General features: G+C 37.3%; 18 protein-coding genes and 1 pseudogene. 10 read left to right on the top strand and 9 right to left on the bottom strand.

The window, feature by feature from the left end:
- Positions 1–145 precede the first annotated feature (145 nt).
- A complete protein-coding gene (locus tag HLH16_RS09795; RefSeq protein WP_171529169.1) occupies positions 146–1,006 on the bottom strand; it encodes an alpha/beta hydrolase family protein in 861 nt (286 codons plus the stop codon).
- Positions 1,007–1,123: 117 nt separating this feature from the next.
- Between HLH16_RS09795 and HLH16_RS09790 the strand changes: the two genes are divergently transcribed.
- On the top strand, positions 1,124–1,588 hold the full coding sequence (locus HLH16_RS09790) for a hypothetical protein (protein WP_171529168.1): 465 nt from the start codon (positions 1,124–1,126) through the stop codon (positions 1,586–1,588).
- Between the two features lie 76 nt (positions 1,589–1,664).
- Here HLH16_RS09790 and HLH16_RS09785 read toward each other — a convergent pair whose 3' ends face one another.
- Positions 1,665–1,907 carry a hypothetical protein gene (locus HLH16_RS09785; RefSeq protein ID WP_171529167.1) on the bottom strand — a complete coding sequence of 81 codons (243 nt, stop codon included), beginning with the start codon at positions 1,905–1,907 and terminating at the stop codon, positions 1,665–1,667.
- A 487-nt stretch (positions 1,908–2,394) separates the two neighbouring features.
- Complete coding sequence (brnQ, locus tag HLH16_RS09780; protein ID WP_171529166.1) at positions 2,395–3,681, bottom strand: branched-chain amino acid transport system II carrier protein; 1,287 nt, start codon at positions 3,679–3,681, stop codon at positions 2,395–2,397.
- A gap of 359 nt (positions 3,682–4,040) precedes the next feature.
- Between brnQ and map the strand changes: the two genes are divergently transcribed.
- Complete coding sequence (gene map / locus HLH16_RS09775; protein WP_171529165.1) at positions 4,041–4,835, top strand: type I methionyl aminopeptidase; 795 nt, start codon at positions 4,041–4,043, stop codon at positions 4,833–4,835.
- Between the two features lie 420 nt (positions 4,836–5,255).
- Here map and HLH16_RS09770 read toward each other — a convergent pair whose 3' ends face one another.
- On the bottom strand, positions 5,256–6,155 hold the full coding sequence (locus HLH16_RS09770) for a LysR family transcriptional regulator (RefSeq protein ID WP_171529164.1): 900 nt from the start codon (positions 6,153–6,155) through the stop codon (positions 5,256–5,258).
- Positions 6,156–6,407: 252 nt separating this feature from the next.
- Here HLH16_RS09770 and HLH16_RS09765 point away from each other — a divergent pair, with 252 nt between their 5' ends.
- Positions 6,408–7,322 (top strand): LysR family transcriptional regulator, encoded by a 915-nt coding sequence (locus HLH16_RS09765; RefSeq protein WP_171529163.1) that lies wholly within the window; start codon positions 6,408–6,410, stop codon positions 7,320–7,322.
- A 26-nt stretch (positions 7,323–7,348) separates the two neighbouring features.
- Here the strand turns inward: HLH16_RS09765 and HLH16_RS09760 are convergent, their stop codons facing one another.
- Together HLH16_RS09760 and HLH16_RS09755 are read right to left on the bottom strand one after the other, a co-directional pair.
- A complete protein-coding gene (locus HLH16_RS09760; protein WP_171529162.1) occupies positions 7,349–8,257 on the bottom strand; it encodes an alpha/beta fold hydrolase in 909 nt (302 codons plus the stop codon).
- A gap of 18 nt (positions 8,258–8,275) precedes the next feature.
- Positions 8,276–8,818: a PadR family transcriptional regulator gene (locus HLH16_RS09755; protein ID WP_171529161.1), complete on the bottom strand. Its 543-nt coding sequence runs from the start codon at positions 8,816–8,818 to the stop codon at positions 8,276–8,278.
- A gap of 141 nt (positions 8,819–8,959) precedes the next feature.
- Between HLH16_RS09755 and HLH16_RS09750 the strand changes: the two genes are divergently transcribed.
- From HLH16_RS09750 to HLH16_RS09735, 4 genes are all read left to right on the top strand, one after another.
- Positions 8,960–10,984: an FAD-dependent oxidoreductase gene (locus HLH16_RS09750; RefSeq protein ID WP_171529160.1), complete on the top strand. Its 2,025-nt coding sequence runs from the start codon at positions 8,960–8,962 to the stop codon at positions 10,982–10,984.
- Between the two features lie 161 nt (positions 10,985–11,145).
- Positions 11,146–11,511 (top strand): nuclear transport factor 2 family protein, encoded by a 366-nt coding sequence (locus tag HLH16_RS09745; protein WP_171529159.1) that lies wholly within the window; start codon positions 11,146–11,148, stop codon positions 11,509–11,511.
- 82 nt (positions 11,512–11,593) lie between these two features.
- Complete coding sequence (locus tag HLH16_RS09740) at positions 11,594–12,685, top strand: YheT family hydrolase (RefSeq protein ID WP_171529158.1); 1,092 nt, start codon at positions 11,594–11,596, stop codon at positions 12,683–12,685.
- Between the two features lie 255 nt (positions 12,686–12,940).
- Entirely contained in the window at positions 12,941–13,171 is a 231-nt protein-coding gene (locus tag HLH16_RS09735; RefSeq protein ID WP_131292374.1) for a hypothetical protein, read from the top strand.
- 525 nt (positions 13,172–13,696) lie between these two features.
- On the opposite strand, the pseudogene HLH16_RS15925 reads toward HLH16_RS09735, so the two are convergent.
- A pseudogene (locus HLH16_RS15925) lies at positions 13,697–13,858 on the bottom strand (lipocalin family protein); the annotation flags it as partial.
- 616 nt (positions 13,859–14,474) lie between these two features.
- Between HLH16_RS15925 and HLH16_RS09725 the strand changes: the two are divergent.
- The 3 genes from HLH16_RS09725 (at position 14,475) to HLH16_RS09715 (ending at position 15,420) form a co-directional block, all read left to right on the top strand.
- On the top strand, positions 14,475–14,696 hold the full coding sequence (locus HLH16_RS09725; protein WP_171529157.1) for a hypothetical protein: 222 nt from the start codon (positions 14,475–14,477) through the stop codon (positions 14,694–14,696).
- 13 nt (positions 14,697–14,709) lie between these two features.
- Complete coding sequence (locus tag HLH16_RS09720; protein ID WP_235942475.1) at positions 14,710–14,919, top strand: hypothetical protein; 210 nt, start codon at positions 14,710–14,712, stop codon at positions 14,917–14,919.
- Positions 14,920–15,051: 132 nt separating this feature from the next.
- Complete coding sequence (locus HLH16_RS09715; protein WP_250850263.1) at positions 15,052–15,420, top strand: hypothetical protein; 369 nt, start codon at positions 15,052–15,054, stop codon at positions 15,418–15,420.
- A gap of 103 nt (positions 15,421–15,523) precedes the next feature.
- Here the strand turns inward: HLH16_RS09715 and HLH16_RS09710 are convergent, their stop codons facing one another.
- Together HLH16_RS09710 and HLH16_RS09705 are read right to left on the bottom strand one after the other, a co-directional pair.
- On the bottom strand, positions 15,524–15,757 hold the full coding sequence (locus tag HLH16_RS09710) for a DUF2171 domain-containing protein (protein WP_171529156.1): 234 nt from the start codon (positions 15,755–15,757) through the stop codon (positions 15,524–15,526).
- Positions 15,758–16,132: 375 nt separating this feature from the next.
- Positions 16,133–16,762, bottom strand: coding sequence for an SOS response-associated peptidase (locus HLH16_RS09705; protein WP_171529155.1), 630 nt, complete (start codon positions 16,760–16,762; stop codon positions 16,133–16,135).
- Positions 16,763–17,495: the final 733 nt, after the last annotated feature.

Genomic DNA, 17,495 nt, shown 5'->3' with positions numbered 1-17,495 from the left:
TTGTCGTGCAGTAAATTTCAGACATTAAAAAGCCCCATGGTTAGGGGCTAGTCGTATATAGGTCAAGCCCATACACTGTAAGAGGCTCATCTCAAACTGAGTGTATTAGAACACAGCAGCCTTTAAATAACCATCTAAATCTAATTTAAACAGTCAATTGCTGTGCAATCACCGGCCATAAATTCTGATGTGATTTTTTAAACATCAGCATATGACCAATCGTTTTATGGTCATAGCTTTTAGGCTTTAATTCAATCATTTGAGTGTCTGCATTGGGGTATAAGCGCAGTAAATCTTTCACGTTGGCAGCTGTTGCAATTTCATCATCCGATGACCAAAGCACCGTGATCGGACAATCAATTTTAGCGTGATAATCTTCAAATACCGTTTTACCCATCGCATTCATGACATAACCCGGTTTTCTACAAAATTGAGCCCATTGTTTAGCCACATCTTTAGGCAGATTTTCCCCCATACCAATCGCTTGGGTCGGGCCATAGCCTTTGGTAATACGTGCTAATGGGAAAATGACATTGAACATGACCGGCGCGAGCAGTTTAGTCTTGCCTTTTAGATCTTTCACATGTCCAGTTGAGCCGGAAACAGCAATAACTTTGGCAACTTTTTGATAATTTGGCACAATTCCTAAAAGCTGACCGCCTGCACTATGACCCAGTAAAATGACTTGCTCTGCTTGTGTCTTGCATAACAAGGTGTCAATTGCCGCAGGAATATCAAGCTGTCCCCAATGGACAATACTGGCCTCAGACTTACTCACAGGACCATGTAGAGAACGACCAATACCACGGAAGTCAAAACTTAAAACATCGTAACCTTGTGTGCTTAGCCATTCTGCAAAAGCTTGGTAAAAATGTTGGGTGATACCAGTTGCAGGACAAATTAAAATGGGGTGATTATTTTTACTTGAATTTTGTTTTTGGTAAAAACGTCCACTGAGGGAATATCCGTCTTTACAGCTGATTTCTAATGTTTCAAAAACACTCATATTTAGAACATGCATTGAATTTAACGTGCTACCACTGTACCCAAGTTCAAAAAAGAAACTTGCACAAATCATGACTTTAAAGTCAGAATGGCACTCTAAAAATAAGGATATAAATCAATGGATATTGGAAGTTTAAATCAGTCTGTTTCGCTGGCAATTATATTTAGCGGTGTTTTTCTTTGGGTCGGCATGCTGACTGGAGTATGGAAATATTATCAGATCCGTCATTCTGAACAGGCTCGGGCACATTATTATGTCGATATTGCGCATAGAAGCAGTTTACTTTATGCATCTGCCAGTTTAATTATTGCAGTTTTGGCATTTTTTTCAGTCTGGGCTGAGGGGCTTAACTTCATCTTTGTATTGATCAATCTATTCTTTTTTAGTTTTTCAATTTTAAGCTATGTATTGCATGGTTGGCTGAAAGATACCAACAACCAATTTAAGCAGCCGCATCAAATGGGGCGATGGCATTTGTCAAAATGGATGCTCAGCAGTGCGATGGTTTTTTTGGTGATTGGAGAATTGGGAGCGACAGCAGGGTTGTTGCTTGGAGCAATAAAGGGTTTGAAGGGATTTTGATTAAGAGAGTGTATAACTGAATAATATTTATAATTTTTCTTTGTTTTTTTAAAGATGGGTGAGAGTCACCCATCTTTTATTCTGTAGACTTGCTGTGTTTCTGCTGACGATACTTTTGATCGACCACAGCCCAAATATAAAAGGCCACTGAAACAATAAAAGCATACATAAAGTATTCAGGTTTTAAATTGCCTTGAATTAAACCATGAATAATGAGTGTCACAAGCAGAGCAACAGTCGTACTTAAATAGGTGACCATGTTCTTATTTGCTTTTAGAGTGTTAATGAAGATTTCTTTATTGAAATGTAATGATAACATCTCCACACCTCCTGTGGTTTTTTGACCTAAACCTAATTGTTTTAGTCAGATTAGTTTCTATTGTTGTACTGCTTATTTAATATTGTTTCAATAGAAAATGTCATTATTTTGTAATAAAACCATGTTAGCGCATAAATTCATCTACTGTTTTACTTCAAAATGTAAACATTAGGTAATTTTTAGTACATAAAGTGACCAAGATCTATGGTATCACTTTGCCATAAATAAGCTTTATTCAACAATAGTAGATAGAGATATAAGGAAGCAATATTGATGCCAGTCGCATACTGGTACGGCATATTGAAGAAAAAGATACTGCGGGAAATAACGATGAATCGTTAATCGTTTAGAATGGGGTATATACAGAAAACTGTGCCAATAAGAGATGTAAACAATAAAACTCTATTTGGGTAAAACAGGAGGTTTTATTGATCACGCTTAAAATCATGTTTGGATAAAACTTGATTTTAATGACCTCAGTTTTCAGTTATTTTTTAACTTTGTCGATCACAATAGCAATAATCAGCACAAGGGTAGATGGAATAAGCCATGCTAAATTTTGTGCATTTAAAGGTAAATGTTGAACGATTTCAGGCAAGTTAAAATCTGCAACTTTAAGTCCATCCAGGATGCCAAATAAAAATGCAATCGCGGTTACTGGCGCAACAACGTAAGCAGGTCTATTGAAAAACTTCCAGCAGAAGCTTAGTAGAATAACGACAATGGCTGGTGGATAAATTGCACTTAACACAGGTACAGACACTGCAATAAGTTTGGTTAAACCTAAGTTTGAAATGATGAACGAGAAGCCAACCAAAACAAAAACCAAGATTTTATAAGGAATTTTAGTCAGTTCAGAGAAGTATTCCGCACATGCACAGGTTAAACCAATGGCGGTAACCATACAGGCAAGGAAAATCATTCCGGTTAAGAACAGAGAGCCAACATCACCAAACGCATGTTGCACATATGCATGCAGGATCACTGCACCATTTGCTGCATTTGGAGCAACTTCGTGACTGCCTAAACCTAATTTGAACAGACTTAAATAAACGAGCGTTAAACCTACACCAGAAATCAAGCTTGCGATCACTGCATATTTAGTCACCAGTTTTTTGTCAGTTACACCACGTGAATGAATCGCGTGAATAATGACAATACCAAAGACCAATGCGCCTAAAGTGTCCATGGTTAAGTAACCATTAACGAAACCTTCAGAAATAGGAGCAGTTAGGTAGTTATCAATTGCAGGTGGAATGAATCCAGCAGGAATTGCAAACGCAGCGATACCCAACACGGCTAAAGAAACGATCTTTAAAGGTGCAAGGAAGTGACCTACAGTGTCGAGCAGTTTATTTGGGTATAAAGATACAACAGTCACCACGGCAAAATAAATTGCACTGTAAATGAGGAGGCTGCTACTTGATGTACCAAAATAAGAAGAAAAACCGATTTCATAAGAAACGGTTGCTGTACGTGGAGTTGCAAATAAAGGACCAACAGCTAAGTAACACACGATAGTTAAAATCAGACTGGCGATTTTACCTAAAGGTGAACTTAAATTTTGGATGGAGCCTTCTACACGCGATAACGCCATAATGGTGATAACAGGCAGACCAACTGCAGTAATTAGAAAACCTAAAGCAGCTAACCATACATGTTCACCCGCTTGTTGAGCGACAATCGGAGGAAAGATAATATTGCCGGCACCAATGAAAAGTGCAAAGGTCATAAAACCTAAGGCAATAATATCTCTTGTACGGAGACTTGTCATAGAGGGGAGATGGATTGAACAAAAGAGGCAATTTTAGAGGATAGAAAAGCATTTTGGTACTTTATTTCCTGCAGGTTATGATTTTTATTGATATGCATATACAAATATATGAACAACTGGATAAATTTCGGTAGATTTATATTGTTGATTATTTAATTAAAAATAAAAAATAAGGAAAAATATTCTTCTCTTTTTAAAATTTACCAAATGTTAAATTTTTTTGTAATGACAGTTTAAATGTATGTAAATCAGTCATTAAAACCTTAAAAAGCATAACTCTTTTTGCTTTATGCACTGTAATTAAACAAAAAAACAGTAAAAGGTCTATAATCATAAGCCTTATTTATGAGGATGATGCAATGAAAGCTTCCACTATTACCATTAAAACTGAGCAAGATCTCGAGAAACTGCGTATTTCGGGGCGTTTGGCTGCTCAGGTTTTAGAAATGATAGGGAAGTATGTCAAGCCGGGCGTGAGCACAGAATATCTGGATGACATTTGTAATGATTTCATTGTAAACACTTTAAAAGTGATTCCTGCCAATGTGGGCTATTATGGTTATACCAAAACCACCTGTATTTCACCCAATGAAGTGGTTTGTCACGGTATTCCATCGCCAAACACCATTTTGCAAGATGGTGACATTATCAATATTGACGTTGCGATTATTAAAGATGGTTATTTTGGCGATACCAGTCGTATGTATTACGTGGGTACGGTTAAGCCTGAAGCTAAAAAACTGGTTGAAACCACCTATGAAGCGATGGTTGCGGGGATTCATGCAGTGAAACCGGGTGCAACTTTAGGGGATATCGGTTTTGCCATTCAGTCGGTTGCACATCGTGAAGGCTATAGCATTGTGCGTGAATATTGCGGTCACGGTATTGGTAAGGTTTACCACGAACAACCGAATGTTTTGCATTATGGTCAACCGGGTCAGGGGCTTCAACTTAAAAAAGGCATGGTCTTTACCATTGAACCGATGGTCAATGCCGGTAAACCGCGTGTAAAAGAACTTAAAGATGGCTGGACAGTAGTGACAGCAGATCGTTCTTTAACTGCACAATGGGAACATATGGTGGTTGTGACTGATACTGGTTTTGAGCTTTTATCACCTTGGCCAGAAGGCACAGGTTCCTATCCTGAAATTTAACCAATAAGATTTAAATGAAATAGACTGTTTTATTTTTTAGTTTAAAGCAGTTTATTTTGTGTACTAATAAAGTTTTAAAAACGATTAATCAAAAAATTAAATATTTGTTTTGATTGAAAAAATAGTTTTTGAGATTTTTTTGTCAGATTAATTAAATATTATATTTAGCTGTATTTATTTCGTACTATATACATATAGATTCTAGCTGTAGTTTCTTTTTCAAAGTTTATAGGCTTACCCACCTCGGGTAAGCTTTTTTTTGTCTAAAATTTCCCACTATATTAAGTGATGTTTCATACTTTATTTATAAGCCTCGTTTTTTGTCGAGCGATGGCTGAAATGTCTATGCAGGTCACTTTAAATATTCAGCCATCCTCTTTTCACATCCAATCATCAAAAAAATCCAATCATCAAAAAAAACTAATGTTTGCTGAGCTGTTCTACTAAATAGTCGATAAAGACACGTACAGCAGGTAGTAGTCCACGGCGAGATGGATAAACGGCATGGAAAATACCATGCGGTGCTTTCCAATTCGGGAGCACACGAACCAGTTCACCACTTTGCACGTAGTCTTGGACAATGGTGTCAGGTAATAAGGCAATTCCGCAATTTTGTCTTGCGAGTTGCGCCAGCATCATTAAATCAGAACCCATTACTATGGGGTTCACCTTGATTTTTTTCTGTTGATTGTGTTCATCGTGTACCACAATATGCTGATCGAGATGTTCATCTGCCATACTCAGGATTTGATGCTGGCTTAAATCTTCCGGTTGTTTTAACTCGCCAAATTCATTTAAATAAGCCTGACTGGCAAATAAGTGCTGTTCGATGTTTTCAAATTTGCGTATTACCAGACTCGGATCGTCATCTAAATTTGAACGAACACGTAATGCGATATCAATCCCTTCATTGATGATATCCACACGGCGATTACTCACAATGAGCTGGACTTTGATTTCAGGATAGGTTTTGAGGAATTTAGGCAGAATTTTTGCAATTTCATTTTGCGCGATGGAGACAGGTAGACTGACCTTAATCACGCCACGGGGCTGGATACTCAGATGATCAACCAAGTCATGTGCAGCTTGGGCAGCATTCATCATGACCTGTGCATGGCGATAAATATTCATGCCAATGTCAGTGACTGCAAAATGGCGCGAACTGCGTTGAATTAACCGAACCCCCAAATGCTCTTCAAGATTATAAACGCGACGACTTAATTTTGATTTAGGGATATCGGTTGCCCGTTCTGCTGCGCTAAAGCCGCCATGTTCGACCACCAATGCAAAGCAATAAAAATCATCAAGATCAGACAGCATTTAAGAATTCCATTTATGCAACAATATTGCAGATTAAAGGTTTATCGTTTCAATTTGTCAATTTTAAATTTGTTTAATTTTTCAGATTTTACTTGGCTATCTTATTGAGATAGCAAGGCTAAAGTGGAATATCTATATAGAGGGCTTTTCTTTAATTTAATCCGTGGCTGCTTTGAGTTAAACAAGGTTAGATTTTTCCCTTCTTATTATGACTTTTTATAAATATATGGATTTAAATAAAGGAAAAATGTCATGGAATTAAGGCATTTACGCTATTTTGTTGCAGTGGTTGAGGAGCAGAGCTTTACCAAGGCTGCTGAAAAACTGTTTATTGCCCAGCCTCCTTTAAGTCGTCAAATTCAAAACCTTGAAACTGAGCTGGGTGCTTTGCTGTTTGAGCGTGGAAGTCGTCCATTAAAGCCCACCGCTGTAGGACATTTTTTTTATCAGCAAGCGGTGAAGCTGTTATCCAGTGCGGACCAGATGAAGTCGATCACCATGCGTGAGGGCATTATAAAAAAAACCATGACCATCGGCTTTGGTGGTTCATTGTTGTATGGATTATTGCCCCGAGTGGTTTATTTATTTCGCCAGCAACAGCCTTATTTGAAAATTAAATTAATTCAAATGAATGCGATGGAACAAATAGACGCGCTGAAAGAGGGTCGTATTGATGCCAGTTTTGGTCGGGTTCGAATTTCTGATCCTGCAATCAAGCGAATTTTGTTGCGTGAAGAACCATTGATGGTCGCTGTGCATTCTAGTCATCCTCTTGCCACAAAAAAACAAGGGGTCAAACTCGAGGAAATTGTTGAGGAACATGTGTTGTTGTATCCCAATCAACCCAAGCCGAGTTTTTCTACCCAGATGAAAGGTCTCTTTTCAGAGTATGGTTTAGAGCCTAAGAATTTAACCATAGTCGAGGATATTCAACTGGCTTTAGGTTTGGTGGCTGCAGGAGAAGGTCTGTGCATTGTTCCAGAGAGTGCGAAAACCATGCAGTTTAAGCATCTGAATTATATTCCTATATTGGATGATGATGCCGTAAGCCCGGTGTTTTTGATTATCCGGAACGCTGACGACAGTGATTATATACGTTCATTATTGGATAGTGTTTATCAAGTCTATGATCTGGAAGCCATCAAATATGATCGTCGGATTTTCTAAGATTGTTCGATATTGAATGACTTTATTTAATTGCCTTGTTTTAAAAATTGGGCAATTTCGCGAACGAATTTGATCGGTTCACTGATTAACGGCGTATGCCCAGACTTTTCAAAGATAATCTGTTTGGAATTTTTTACGCTATTGGCAATTATTTTTTGTCCTGATGCGGGATAGAGTTTGGATTCTGCACCAATGAAAAAAGTGCTTGGGCAAGCTAGCTGAGCAATAGCATCACGATAGTCTTCGTTATGATGTAAATAATTATTCACATACCAGGCCAAATAATCCAGACGTTGCATCGGTAAAACAAGGGGCTGTAATTTAGCTTGTTTTGATGCCGTTTTAAACAGTAAAGGAGTAACCCTGTTACTCGCTTGGAGTTGAAGAAACCCGAGCCAAAGTTCTAATAAATGTTGTCGGGATGCTGAATCTAGATCAGACAACTGAAGTGCATGAGGTTTGGATGCCAGCAGTTGCGAGATCTCCGCCAAGAGTTGTTTAAATTTGGGTTGTTGCTGGCTAAATAAACCGTATTGCCAAGTCTCATCCACCGAAATTTTGGGGGTTTGATCAATATGTAGATAACGGGTTAATTTTGCATTTAAATTACTGTAATGCATGCCATGCATGGCTGTTGTTGCACCCATGGAATAAGCAATCACTGAGAATTGATCTAATTGAAGTTGTTCAATTAAGCTGTCTATATCCCGCCAGTGACTGGAAATAGCATCCAGTTCAGGAATGCAGCAGCCCTGTGAGCCGCCAAAACCGCGCCAGTCTGGAATAATGAATTTATGGTTCTTGGCTTGGGGGTATAAGAAAGGAAGCCATTGCCAACTTTGCATACCCAAACCTGACAGGACTAAAACAGGCTGTCCTTGTCCAAATTCACGGACAAACAGTTGTTCACCATCTGGCATGCGGTAATGTGACATGGTTATTTCCTTGGTTTATTATTGTTCATCGAATGCTTTTAATTGTGGAATCATGCTTTCTAACCAGGTGATCCAGCCCATTTCCAAATCAATCCCAAGTTGTAGAATCATTTTATGAATAAACTGGGTTCGGTCTTGATCTTGCCCATTGGCAAAATCTTTTGCAAAAATTGTTTGGTAAATTTTTAGATTTTCTTTGTGTAAAATCAGATGCCGTTCCAGTTCAGGGAGTACAGTGTTGCCGCCCAGTTGAGCTTCGGCACGCAGACGTACCATCAACTCTTCACGTAATTGCGCAGGCGGACTCTGTTTGACCATCCAGTCTGCCAATTCAGTACGACCCAATTGTTCAACTTGATAGGTTTTTTTACGACTGGTCGCGTTATGCTCTTCAATGGTTGAAATCCAGTTTTTTTGCTGCATGCCGCTGAGTTCACGGTAAATCTGCTGATGCGTTGCATTCCAGAAGAAGCCCATGGAACGGTCAAAGCGACGTGCCAAATCAATCCCGGTACTGGGTTTTTCAATTAAGCTGGTCAATAAAACATGGGCTAAAGACATAGACGACTCAGTCAGTAAAAATTTACCCGATCATTATGCAACATGTTGCATAAAAATCAAATCTGGAATATAAATTGTGCAACAAGTTGCATTAAGCACCGTATTCGTTCGCTAGCTCAGATAGCACGCCAAGGAGATCATATGTCTAATTACCCTCATTTGTTAGCACCTTTAGATTTAGGCTTTACCACACTCAAAAACCGTGTCTTGATGGGCTCTATGCACGTGGGCCTGGAAGAAGCACCCGGTGGTTATGATCGTATGGCGGCATTTTATGCTGAACGTGCTCAAGGCGGTGTAGGGCTGATTGTGACTGGGGGGATTTCACCGAATGATGCAGGCTTGACGTTTGCCGGTGGAGCTAAATTAGACAGCCGTGAAGAAGCTGAAAAGCATCAAGTGATTACTAAAGCGGTGCATGATGCAGGTGGCAAAATTGCCATGCAGATTTTACATACTGGGCGTTATTCTTATCAGGCTGATCTGGTTGCACCGTCAGCTATTCAGGCACCTATTAATCCCACCAAACCGCATGCATTAAGCAGTGCTGAAGTACAGCAAACTATTGATGACTTTGCCCATTGTGCCAAGTGGGCACAATATGCAGGTTACGATGGTGTAGAAATCATGGGTTCGGAAGGTTATTTGATTAATGAGTTTATTGCTGCTCGTACCAACCATCGTGATGATGAATGGGGCGGTAGTTATGAAAACCGTATTCGTTTCCCGATTGAAATCGTAAAACGTACCCGTGAAGAAGTCGGTGAAAACTTTATCATCATTTACCGATTATCGATGCTGGATCTAGTCGAAGGCGGTTCAACTTTTGAAGAAGTGGTGCAACTGGCGAAAGAGATTGAAAAAGCCGGTGCAACTATTATTAATACCGGTATCGGTTGGCATGAAGCACGTATTCCGACCATTGCCACCAAAGTGCCGCGTGCTGCCTTTACCTGGGTGACAGAAAAACTCAAAGGTTTGGTCAATGTACCCCTCATTACTTCAAACCGTATTAATACCCCAGAAATGGCCGAACACGTATTGGCTTCTGGCCATGCCGACATGATTTCCATGGCGCGCCCAATGCTTGCCGATGCATTCTTTGTGCAGAAAGCGGAACAAGGTCGTAGTGATGAAATTAATACCTGTATTGGCTGTAACCAGGCCTGTCTCGATCATATTTTCTCGATGAAAATTGCCACTTGCCTGGTTAATCCACGAGCTTGTTATGAAACCGAACTGATCTTTAAAGAAACAGCCGTTGTTAAAAATATTGCGGTGATTGGGGCAGGTCCGGCAGGTTTAAGCTTTGCAACTTATGCTGCAGAACGTGGACATCAGGTCACTATCTTTGAAGCGGCCAATCAAATTGGTGGTCAGTTTAATATTGCCAAAACTATTCCGGGCAAAGAAGAATTTTATGAGACTTTACGTTACTTTAAACGCAAAATTGAATTACAACCCAATATTCAATTGAATCTAAATCATCAAGCGACTTATGAAGAACTGAGTGAATCAAACTTTGATGAGATTGTGGTTGCAACTGGTGTGACCCCACGTCATTTAGAGATTGAAGATATTGATCATCCCAAAGTACTGACCTATCTCGAAGTATTAAAAGAACGTAAACCAGTGGGTCAACGTGTCGCGATTATTGGCGCGGGGGGTATCGGTTTTGATACGGCTGAATATTTAACCCATGAGGGTGATAGCGCAAGCCTGAATCCTAAAAAATTCTATAATGAATGGGGCATTGATACCGCTTATGAAAATGTCGGTGGGTTGAAAGCACCAGAACTAGAACAGTCCAAGCGTGAAATTTATTTATTGCAACGTAAATCAAAATCAGTGGGTGCAGGCTTGGGTAAAACCACGGGCTGGATTCACCGTACCGGTTTAAAACACCGTAATGTGAAAATGGTGGCAGGTGCAAGCTATGAAAAGATTGATGATCAAGGCTTGCATATCGTAGTGAATGGTCAGCCCACAGTTCTAGAAGTCGATAACGTGGTGATCTGTGCCGGTCAGGAACCCTTTACCGCGATGTTTGATCAACTGAAAGCGGATGGCAAAAATGTACATTTGATTGGTGGCGCAAAAGAAGCAGGTGAACTGGATGCGAAACGTGCAATTCGTCAAGGTGCTGATTTGGCAGCCGTGATTTAATTTCTTTCAATGAAGTCCCCCTTTGTAAAAGGGGGATTTAGGGGGATTAAGTCATATAAATCCCTCCCAACCTCCCTTTAAAAAGGGAGGAGTTTTTCTAAATACCAAAATAAAAAAAAGGAAGCTTTAATGACCATCGACGTAACAAAACGAGCAATTAAATGCTGGCAACGGGTGATATGTCTATCTTGAATGAGCTACTTGCTGAAGATGTGGTGTTTCGTTCACCGGTGGCTTATAACCCTTATCCGGGTAAGCAAGTGGTATTTTTTATTTTGACCAATGTGATTCAGATCTTTGAGAATTTTACTTATCACCGCGAATTTTATTCGGAAGATGGATTGAACGTGGTACTGGAATTTTCAGTCCATGTCGGTGAAAAAAAACTTAAAGGCATAGACATGATTCAGTTTAATGAACAAGGTCAAATTATTGATTTTGAAGTGATGCTGCGACCAAAGAGTGGTCTGGAAGCATTGGCAGCACAGATGGGACAGCGTATGGCTGCTTTTATGCCAAAAGCATAAGGAGTATAGTAAAGATATAAACTGTTAATGGAATGACATGTACTAAGCATTTTGAGTTGCATCATTTTAAGGTGGAGCGAATATGAAATCTTTAGTCAAAAAAATCAGTCTGTTGGCACAAGAAATCGTCGATCAGATGACCGGTGCAGAATTCCCCACACTGTATTTCCATCCAGAAGGTGAAGCACGGCAAATGCTCGATGTTTTGCCTCAACTGAAGCAGAAATATCGTCCGACGCCGTGGTTGTCAAATACGCATTTGCATTTGATGTATTTTGACTTGATTAAAAAGAAAACCATTCAGCTTAAATATGATGCTATTGAACAGTTACAGATGCCTGATGGTGGTGTCACGGGTATTGCTTGGTATGGGCTTGATCTTCCCGCAGACACTCCGACCATTATATTAATGCATACCCTGACTGGCACACCTGAAAGCATGTCAGAATTGGTACGTGACTTGCATCGACATACAGGATGGCGTGTAGCATTGTGTTTGCGCCGTGGCCATGCCAATTTACCCATGCCGATACCGAAGATTTCTATATTCGGTTCAACCGATGATTTGCGTGAACAAATTCAGCATATCCAGACAAAATTTCCAGATTCTCCTTTATATGCGGTAGGTTCATCTGCAGGTACAGGATTGTTGGTGCGTTATTTGGGTGAAGAAGGAGAGCAAACCCCATTTAAAGCGGCTTTTGCACTTTGTCCTGGTTATGACACTGAACATGGCTTTAAAAATGTTCATCCTTTTTACAGTAAGGTCATGACCAAAAAGCTATTTAAGTCTTTTATTTACCCTTATACGACAACATGGGAAAAAACAGAATCGCTACCACAAGTACTGGCGAGCACAAGCCTGTTGGAATTTCAATATCAGTGTTTTGAACTGGCAGGCTATAGCAGTTTTGAAGACTATAATCAGGCAACCAACCCGATCTTGGTATTTGAAAATGTCACAATTCCACTGATGATTTTAAATGCAGAGGATGATCCAGTTTGCCATATTCGGAATTTTGACCCCTATAAAGAAGCCATTCAACAAATGTCAAATATTATGGTGGTAACTACGAAAAAGGGTAGCCATTGCGGTTTTTATGAAGGTGTAAACCACACGCAATCATGGTCAGCACGGTTGATTGCAGACTATTTAATTGCGCAACATCAGTAAATTTAAGAATATATCAATTGATTTATCAAAATACTTTTTGAAATATTTTGATGCAATCACCATAGGCCTGACTGATAAATAATTAGTCTTTGAATCAGTATTTCTGTTATAATCGATTCAACAATAAAAATGACATGAAAGTGTTCTTTTTTTAAAATTGATATAAGTCTATTTAATCTGCGTTATCAAAGTTAAGGTTGTTATTTTGAAATGCCAATGGTGGCGTTTCTGTATGTGTTGAAAAAATTGGTGTAAATGTTGAATATAATTGAAAATTTAGTAGCAAAATCTGTAAATGGTAGTGAAATTGTTGTATCGCTGGTTCCTTCAAAAAAAATGCAAAGTACTCGCGATGGGTTTAAATGGGTTGAAGTTGGAAAGAAAGTTTTGCTTCAGTCTGGTGTTGAAATTGATTTGAACCTTGATGGTCGTAGCTTCTATACAGGTGTTAATGAGATGTTCCGATTCACCTCACGTGTGAATTAAACATATAAATAATCACTGATCTAAATTAAAAACCGCCTTGATGGCGGTTTTTTGCTATCTAATTAACCATTTACAGTTGCTGTTTTGTATCAATAAAAACTCTCACTCAACGTGCCATTTTTATAACAATAAACATTGTTTCTTATGCGCAAAAGTTGGTGTGCCTTAGTAATTAAAGGATTTGGGATTCTATTCATATCCTTTTTATTCGAGAAGAAATTTTTTCTTAGAGAAGTCTAAAGAAATCAATTTTTACAATTTTGTATGATTGTGAGTACTTTTTGTCACTTTTTGTCATTTGTTGGTGAGTATTATAGGGGTATAAAAAGTAATCCACTTTATATAGGGGAGTGGGATATGATGAGCACACTAGAATTATTATTAACTTCCTCATCCGTTCTGATGCTGATGCTGGTAATTTATGCTTTCGGGCAAATGTTTAATTAGTCAGTAATATGTTGTATAAAAAAGCACCTTAGGGTGCTTTTTTATTGATCTGAATTTAAATATTTTTTTGGTCGCTTCATCTAAGCAGCCATTTTGGACCCACATTGTGCCATTTTCATTAAGCTATAAACAGCAGAGATATCAGTGCTATCTTCAGGCTGATGCTTCATGGGCAAGCGAGCTATTTCATAGCAAGTACCTGAGATAACGATTTAATTCAAAATTAGAAAAGGTTGGAATTCTTTCAAACTTCTCTTTCCCTTATTCATGTTTTTTTCATTGACTTAACAGGTGTTATTGATAAATAACATACTGAATATATAGCCCTTGTTTAATTGTGTGATTCTAGATTTTTTAAATAATTTATTTTTTTAAATGTGATTTATATATTTATTTGTAAATAATTTTAAAAACTACTTTATAAATATTTAATTGAAGATTCATTAATTTTTATATTAATTTATTATCTAATGGATTGTTTAATAATAATAGTTTTTTTATAAGTATGCTTTTATTTGAGTATTATATTTTGATACATCATTGCTATTTTTATTGAGTTAACTTCGGTATATGCTGATATTATGATTAATAATTGGACTGATATTGTCATTAAGTGGAATGGTCAGCAGGAATACTATTATGTCTAAATCGAAATCTCAACAAAATCAAACAGAGTCTAATCAACGGAATCAACCCATAAAACAACCCCACCACCTACCAGAGCATGATCATAGGAATAATGAGAAAAGATCGCCCGAAAGGCCATCACAGAAAGAAAAATAAGATCCGTTCATTATGTCAATGCTATGTTGAAAGGGGTTTAGGCCCCTTTAAACAGAATTAAGAGGAGTAAAGTATGCATATTAAGCCAGTGAAAGTGTATAAAATGAATGAGGATTTTAAAATTTCCCCCAAGCTTGTTTATACGGGCGAGTATGATGATGAGTATAATTTAATGAATGTATATAACTCATCTCAAGAAAAATTAACCAGAATTATGGGGACTTATCAATGGATTTTAAATTCTACCGGGGAGATTTTTTTTATAGAAGAAGATCTTCCTGATCTAACAGATTAAAGGATTATGTAAGATGAACATGACAACAACATATCCACAGAAATTGGTCACATTTTATAAATTGGACAGTCCTGATATTCAGAGAGGTGTTTGGGCTAATTATGACAAGAATGGAAATTTTATAAATCTTACCAATTATTATGGTAAAAAATTAGAATTAATTGGACCTGATCGTGTCCGGATAGATGGAGAAGTATGGGTATGTAAAGATCATTTTAAATAGGTATTTGATCTGTCTTAATTTAGGTCGTTGTAACCCATATGAGTGTGAAAAATTTAGATATAATTTAATGAATAAAAACTGAATAAAAATGAGAATGAATACTGAATTTTTTATAAAAATATAACTATGTTTTTGAATTTAAAAGAACAAAATTATGGGTTAATAAACGATAAAATATTAAAGAAAAATTTAAGAAAATCATATATATTTATATCCCTTATGAAAGCGAATATGGCAAGTAAAATGATAGCAAAACAATTAAGAATAATTAGCTCTGTTTTAGCCATTCTTGGTATCTCTGCATTTTTCGCATTTCAGTATTTTTTACAAGAAGAAGAGCTTGGTGGCTTTAAAGAAGGGACTGAACAATACAATGGTTATCGCTATGCCCAAGACAATCAACTGAAGTCTGTAGATCAGTGTGATGATGAAAAAGATGATCCAGCACTGAATTTTAATCCTGATTTTTTCCAAGGCTGTAAGCAGTACTTTAATCAATAGGATTGGCGAGTATTTTTGTTTATCAAAATTAAAAAATGAGATTGCAAACTAAAAATAAGCCCTTTCAAATAAAGGGCTTATTCTGTGGAGGATTAGCTTTAATTTAAACAGCGACCCACTTATTTTTTACTTCTTCAGAGTCTACATTGAGAAGAACTTGATTATCTTTAATCTCACTCACCCAGGAAAGTGGAATAAGGTGATGACTACCTTCTTCATTTCTTGTTAACTTAAGTTTATCCGAACCGTCAAGATGGTCAACTGTTCCCACTTTTGTGCCACACAATGCAATTACATCTGCATGTTTGGTAATGTCATTTACATTGATAGTCGCCATTTCATACCTCTCCTATAATAGCGGTAATCTTGCCTTATCTAATTTAAGGCATTCTCAGATCTTTATCGCTATATGTATGCAAAAGGGAACAAAATGTTAAGTAAGTTTACTTGAGAAGATCAGTATAATTTCCCGAACCAAAATTTTTAAGTTTTAGCTCGTTAAGCTATGAGTGGATATATCTGTTTAATTTATTAAATTATTGAAAATAAAATATTTATTTTTAAAAGTGATTGTTGGTGTGATGAGCTGATTCTGAAATTTTATAGACGAAGGCTTTTATGGCAATGAAGTATTATTCATTGAATCAACAGCATGCTTTATATAACTAAAATGACAAACTTTTCAGTATTTTGTAGATCAAAAAATATTCTACTATGGTCGTTTTTCTGTACCCTTTTTGGGCTTTGCTAAATATTCATCTTTCATTTCAAAGAAGAATTGATTTGCTTCGCTAGCGTTGCAATTTAGCCAGTCCATTCTTTTGTCTTCAGGTATCACAATAATGGAACGCTTTTCATCATAAGGTTTATGGAATTGTTTCATAAATGGATGATGATCTGCATTGATGGTTAACAAGCTCATTGATCTGACATGCTCATTATTGATTACCGCATCTTCATAGATCGCTGCAAGGGTGAAAGGCAATCCATCTTCACGAGAAATTCCATACCAGTGCGGCTTTCCATCTATATATTTGGGTTCAAAGATCGTTTCAACGGGAACTAAGCTAAACTGGTTTTTATGCCAAGCATGTCGAAAACTTGGCTTTTCAGCAACACTTTCAGTTCTGGCGTTATAGGTATGACGACCGTATTTTAATTCTTTGGCCCAAAAAGGAATGAGACCAAATTTGGCGAGATCCCATTCAGGTTGATCCGCACCCTGCATTAAAATGGGTGCGTTGTATAAAGGGAAAATATCGTCAGGAAATTCAAATGGAGGCTCTAGAAGATTCAGAAGGAATGCTCTATTTCTTTTGATTGCTTCAAAATTTGCACACATGAGCGGTCTCTTTATTTTTATTCATGCTCATTAAATCAAAAATAATCAACAAAAATAATGAATCTTACAAATCTAGAACCATTCCTATTAAATCCAGTCATTGCAAGGGCTTTAATGACATTGTGCGTATGTAAATCATAAGTATGGAGCGATATGGATTTTGCACTGTAGTACAAAGTCTGGTTTTTAGATGGGAATAGTATTGAGGTGAAAAGTAGAGCTTAAAATAACTTTATATTTCAAGTTTATTTTTTCTTTAGCTTCAAAATAAGATATAGTTTATTTTTATAATATGATCATTTATTTAGATAAATTAATATAAGGAATTTTTTGCCAATGAGTTTGATTGATTGTATCTGGAAAATATGGAATAGAAATTAGTTGAAATTTATATGACCTCATCCTGAGGTATGTTTTAGTCAAATGATTGTGAAGTCATATTATAGAGGGGACACCCGCTATAATTTAGTGGAGACAACGGTATGCTTAATTCCATTCGTAAACTATTCTGCTTTCATGTTTATGAATTCAATTGGGATCATCAGCATGGTTACACTCACGAATGCCGCAAATGTGGTAAAGCTGATTAAGTCGTTTTTCTCTATTCAGTGAATAGATCTCTTGCGAAAGTCATTATTGAAAATTTATCCGGTTTACCAGTGCAGCGATTAAGTTAATGCGTAAACCGAATCTTTTCCGTCTATTTCGATAGCGTTCACTTAATATTCTAAAT

This window comes from Acinetobacter sp. ANC 5378, assembly GCF_013004315.1.
Classification (GTDB): domain Bacteria; phylum Pseudomonadota; class Gammaproteobacteria; order Pseudomonadales; family Moraxellaceae; genus Acinetobacter.
Note: the sequence above shows the minus strand (reverse complement) of the source record. Positions and strands in the feature narration are given on the sequence as shown.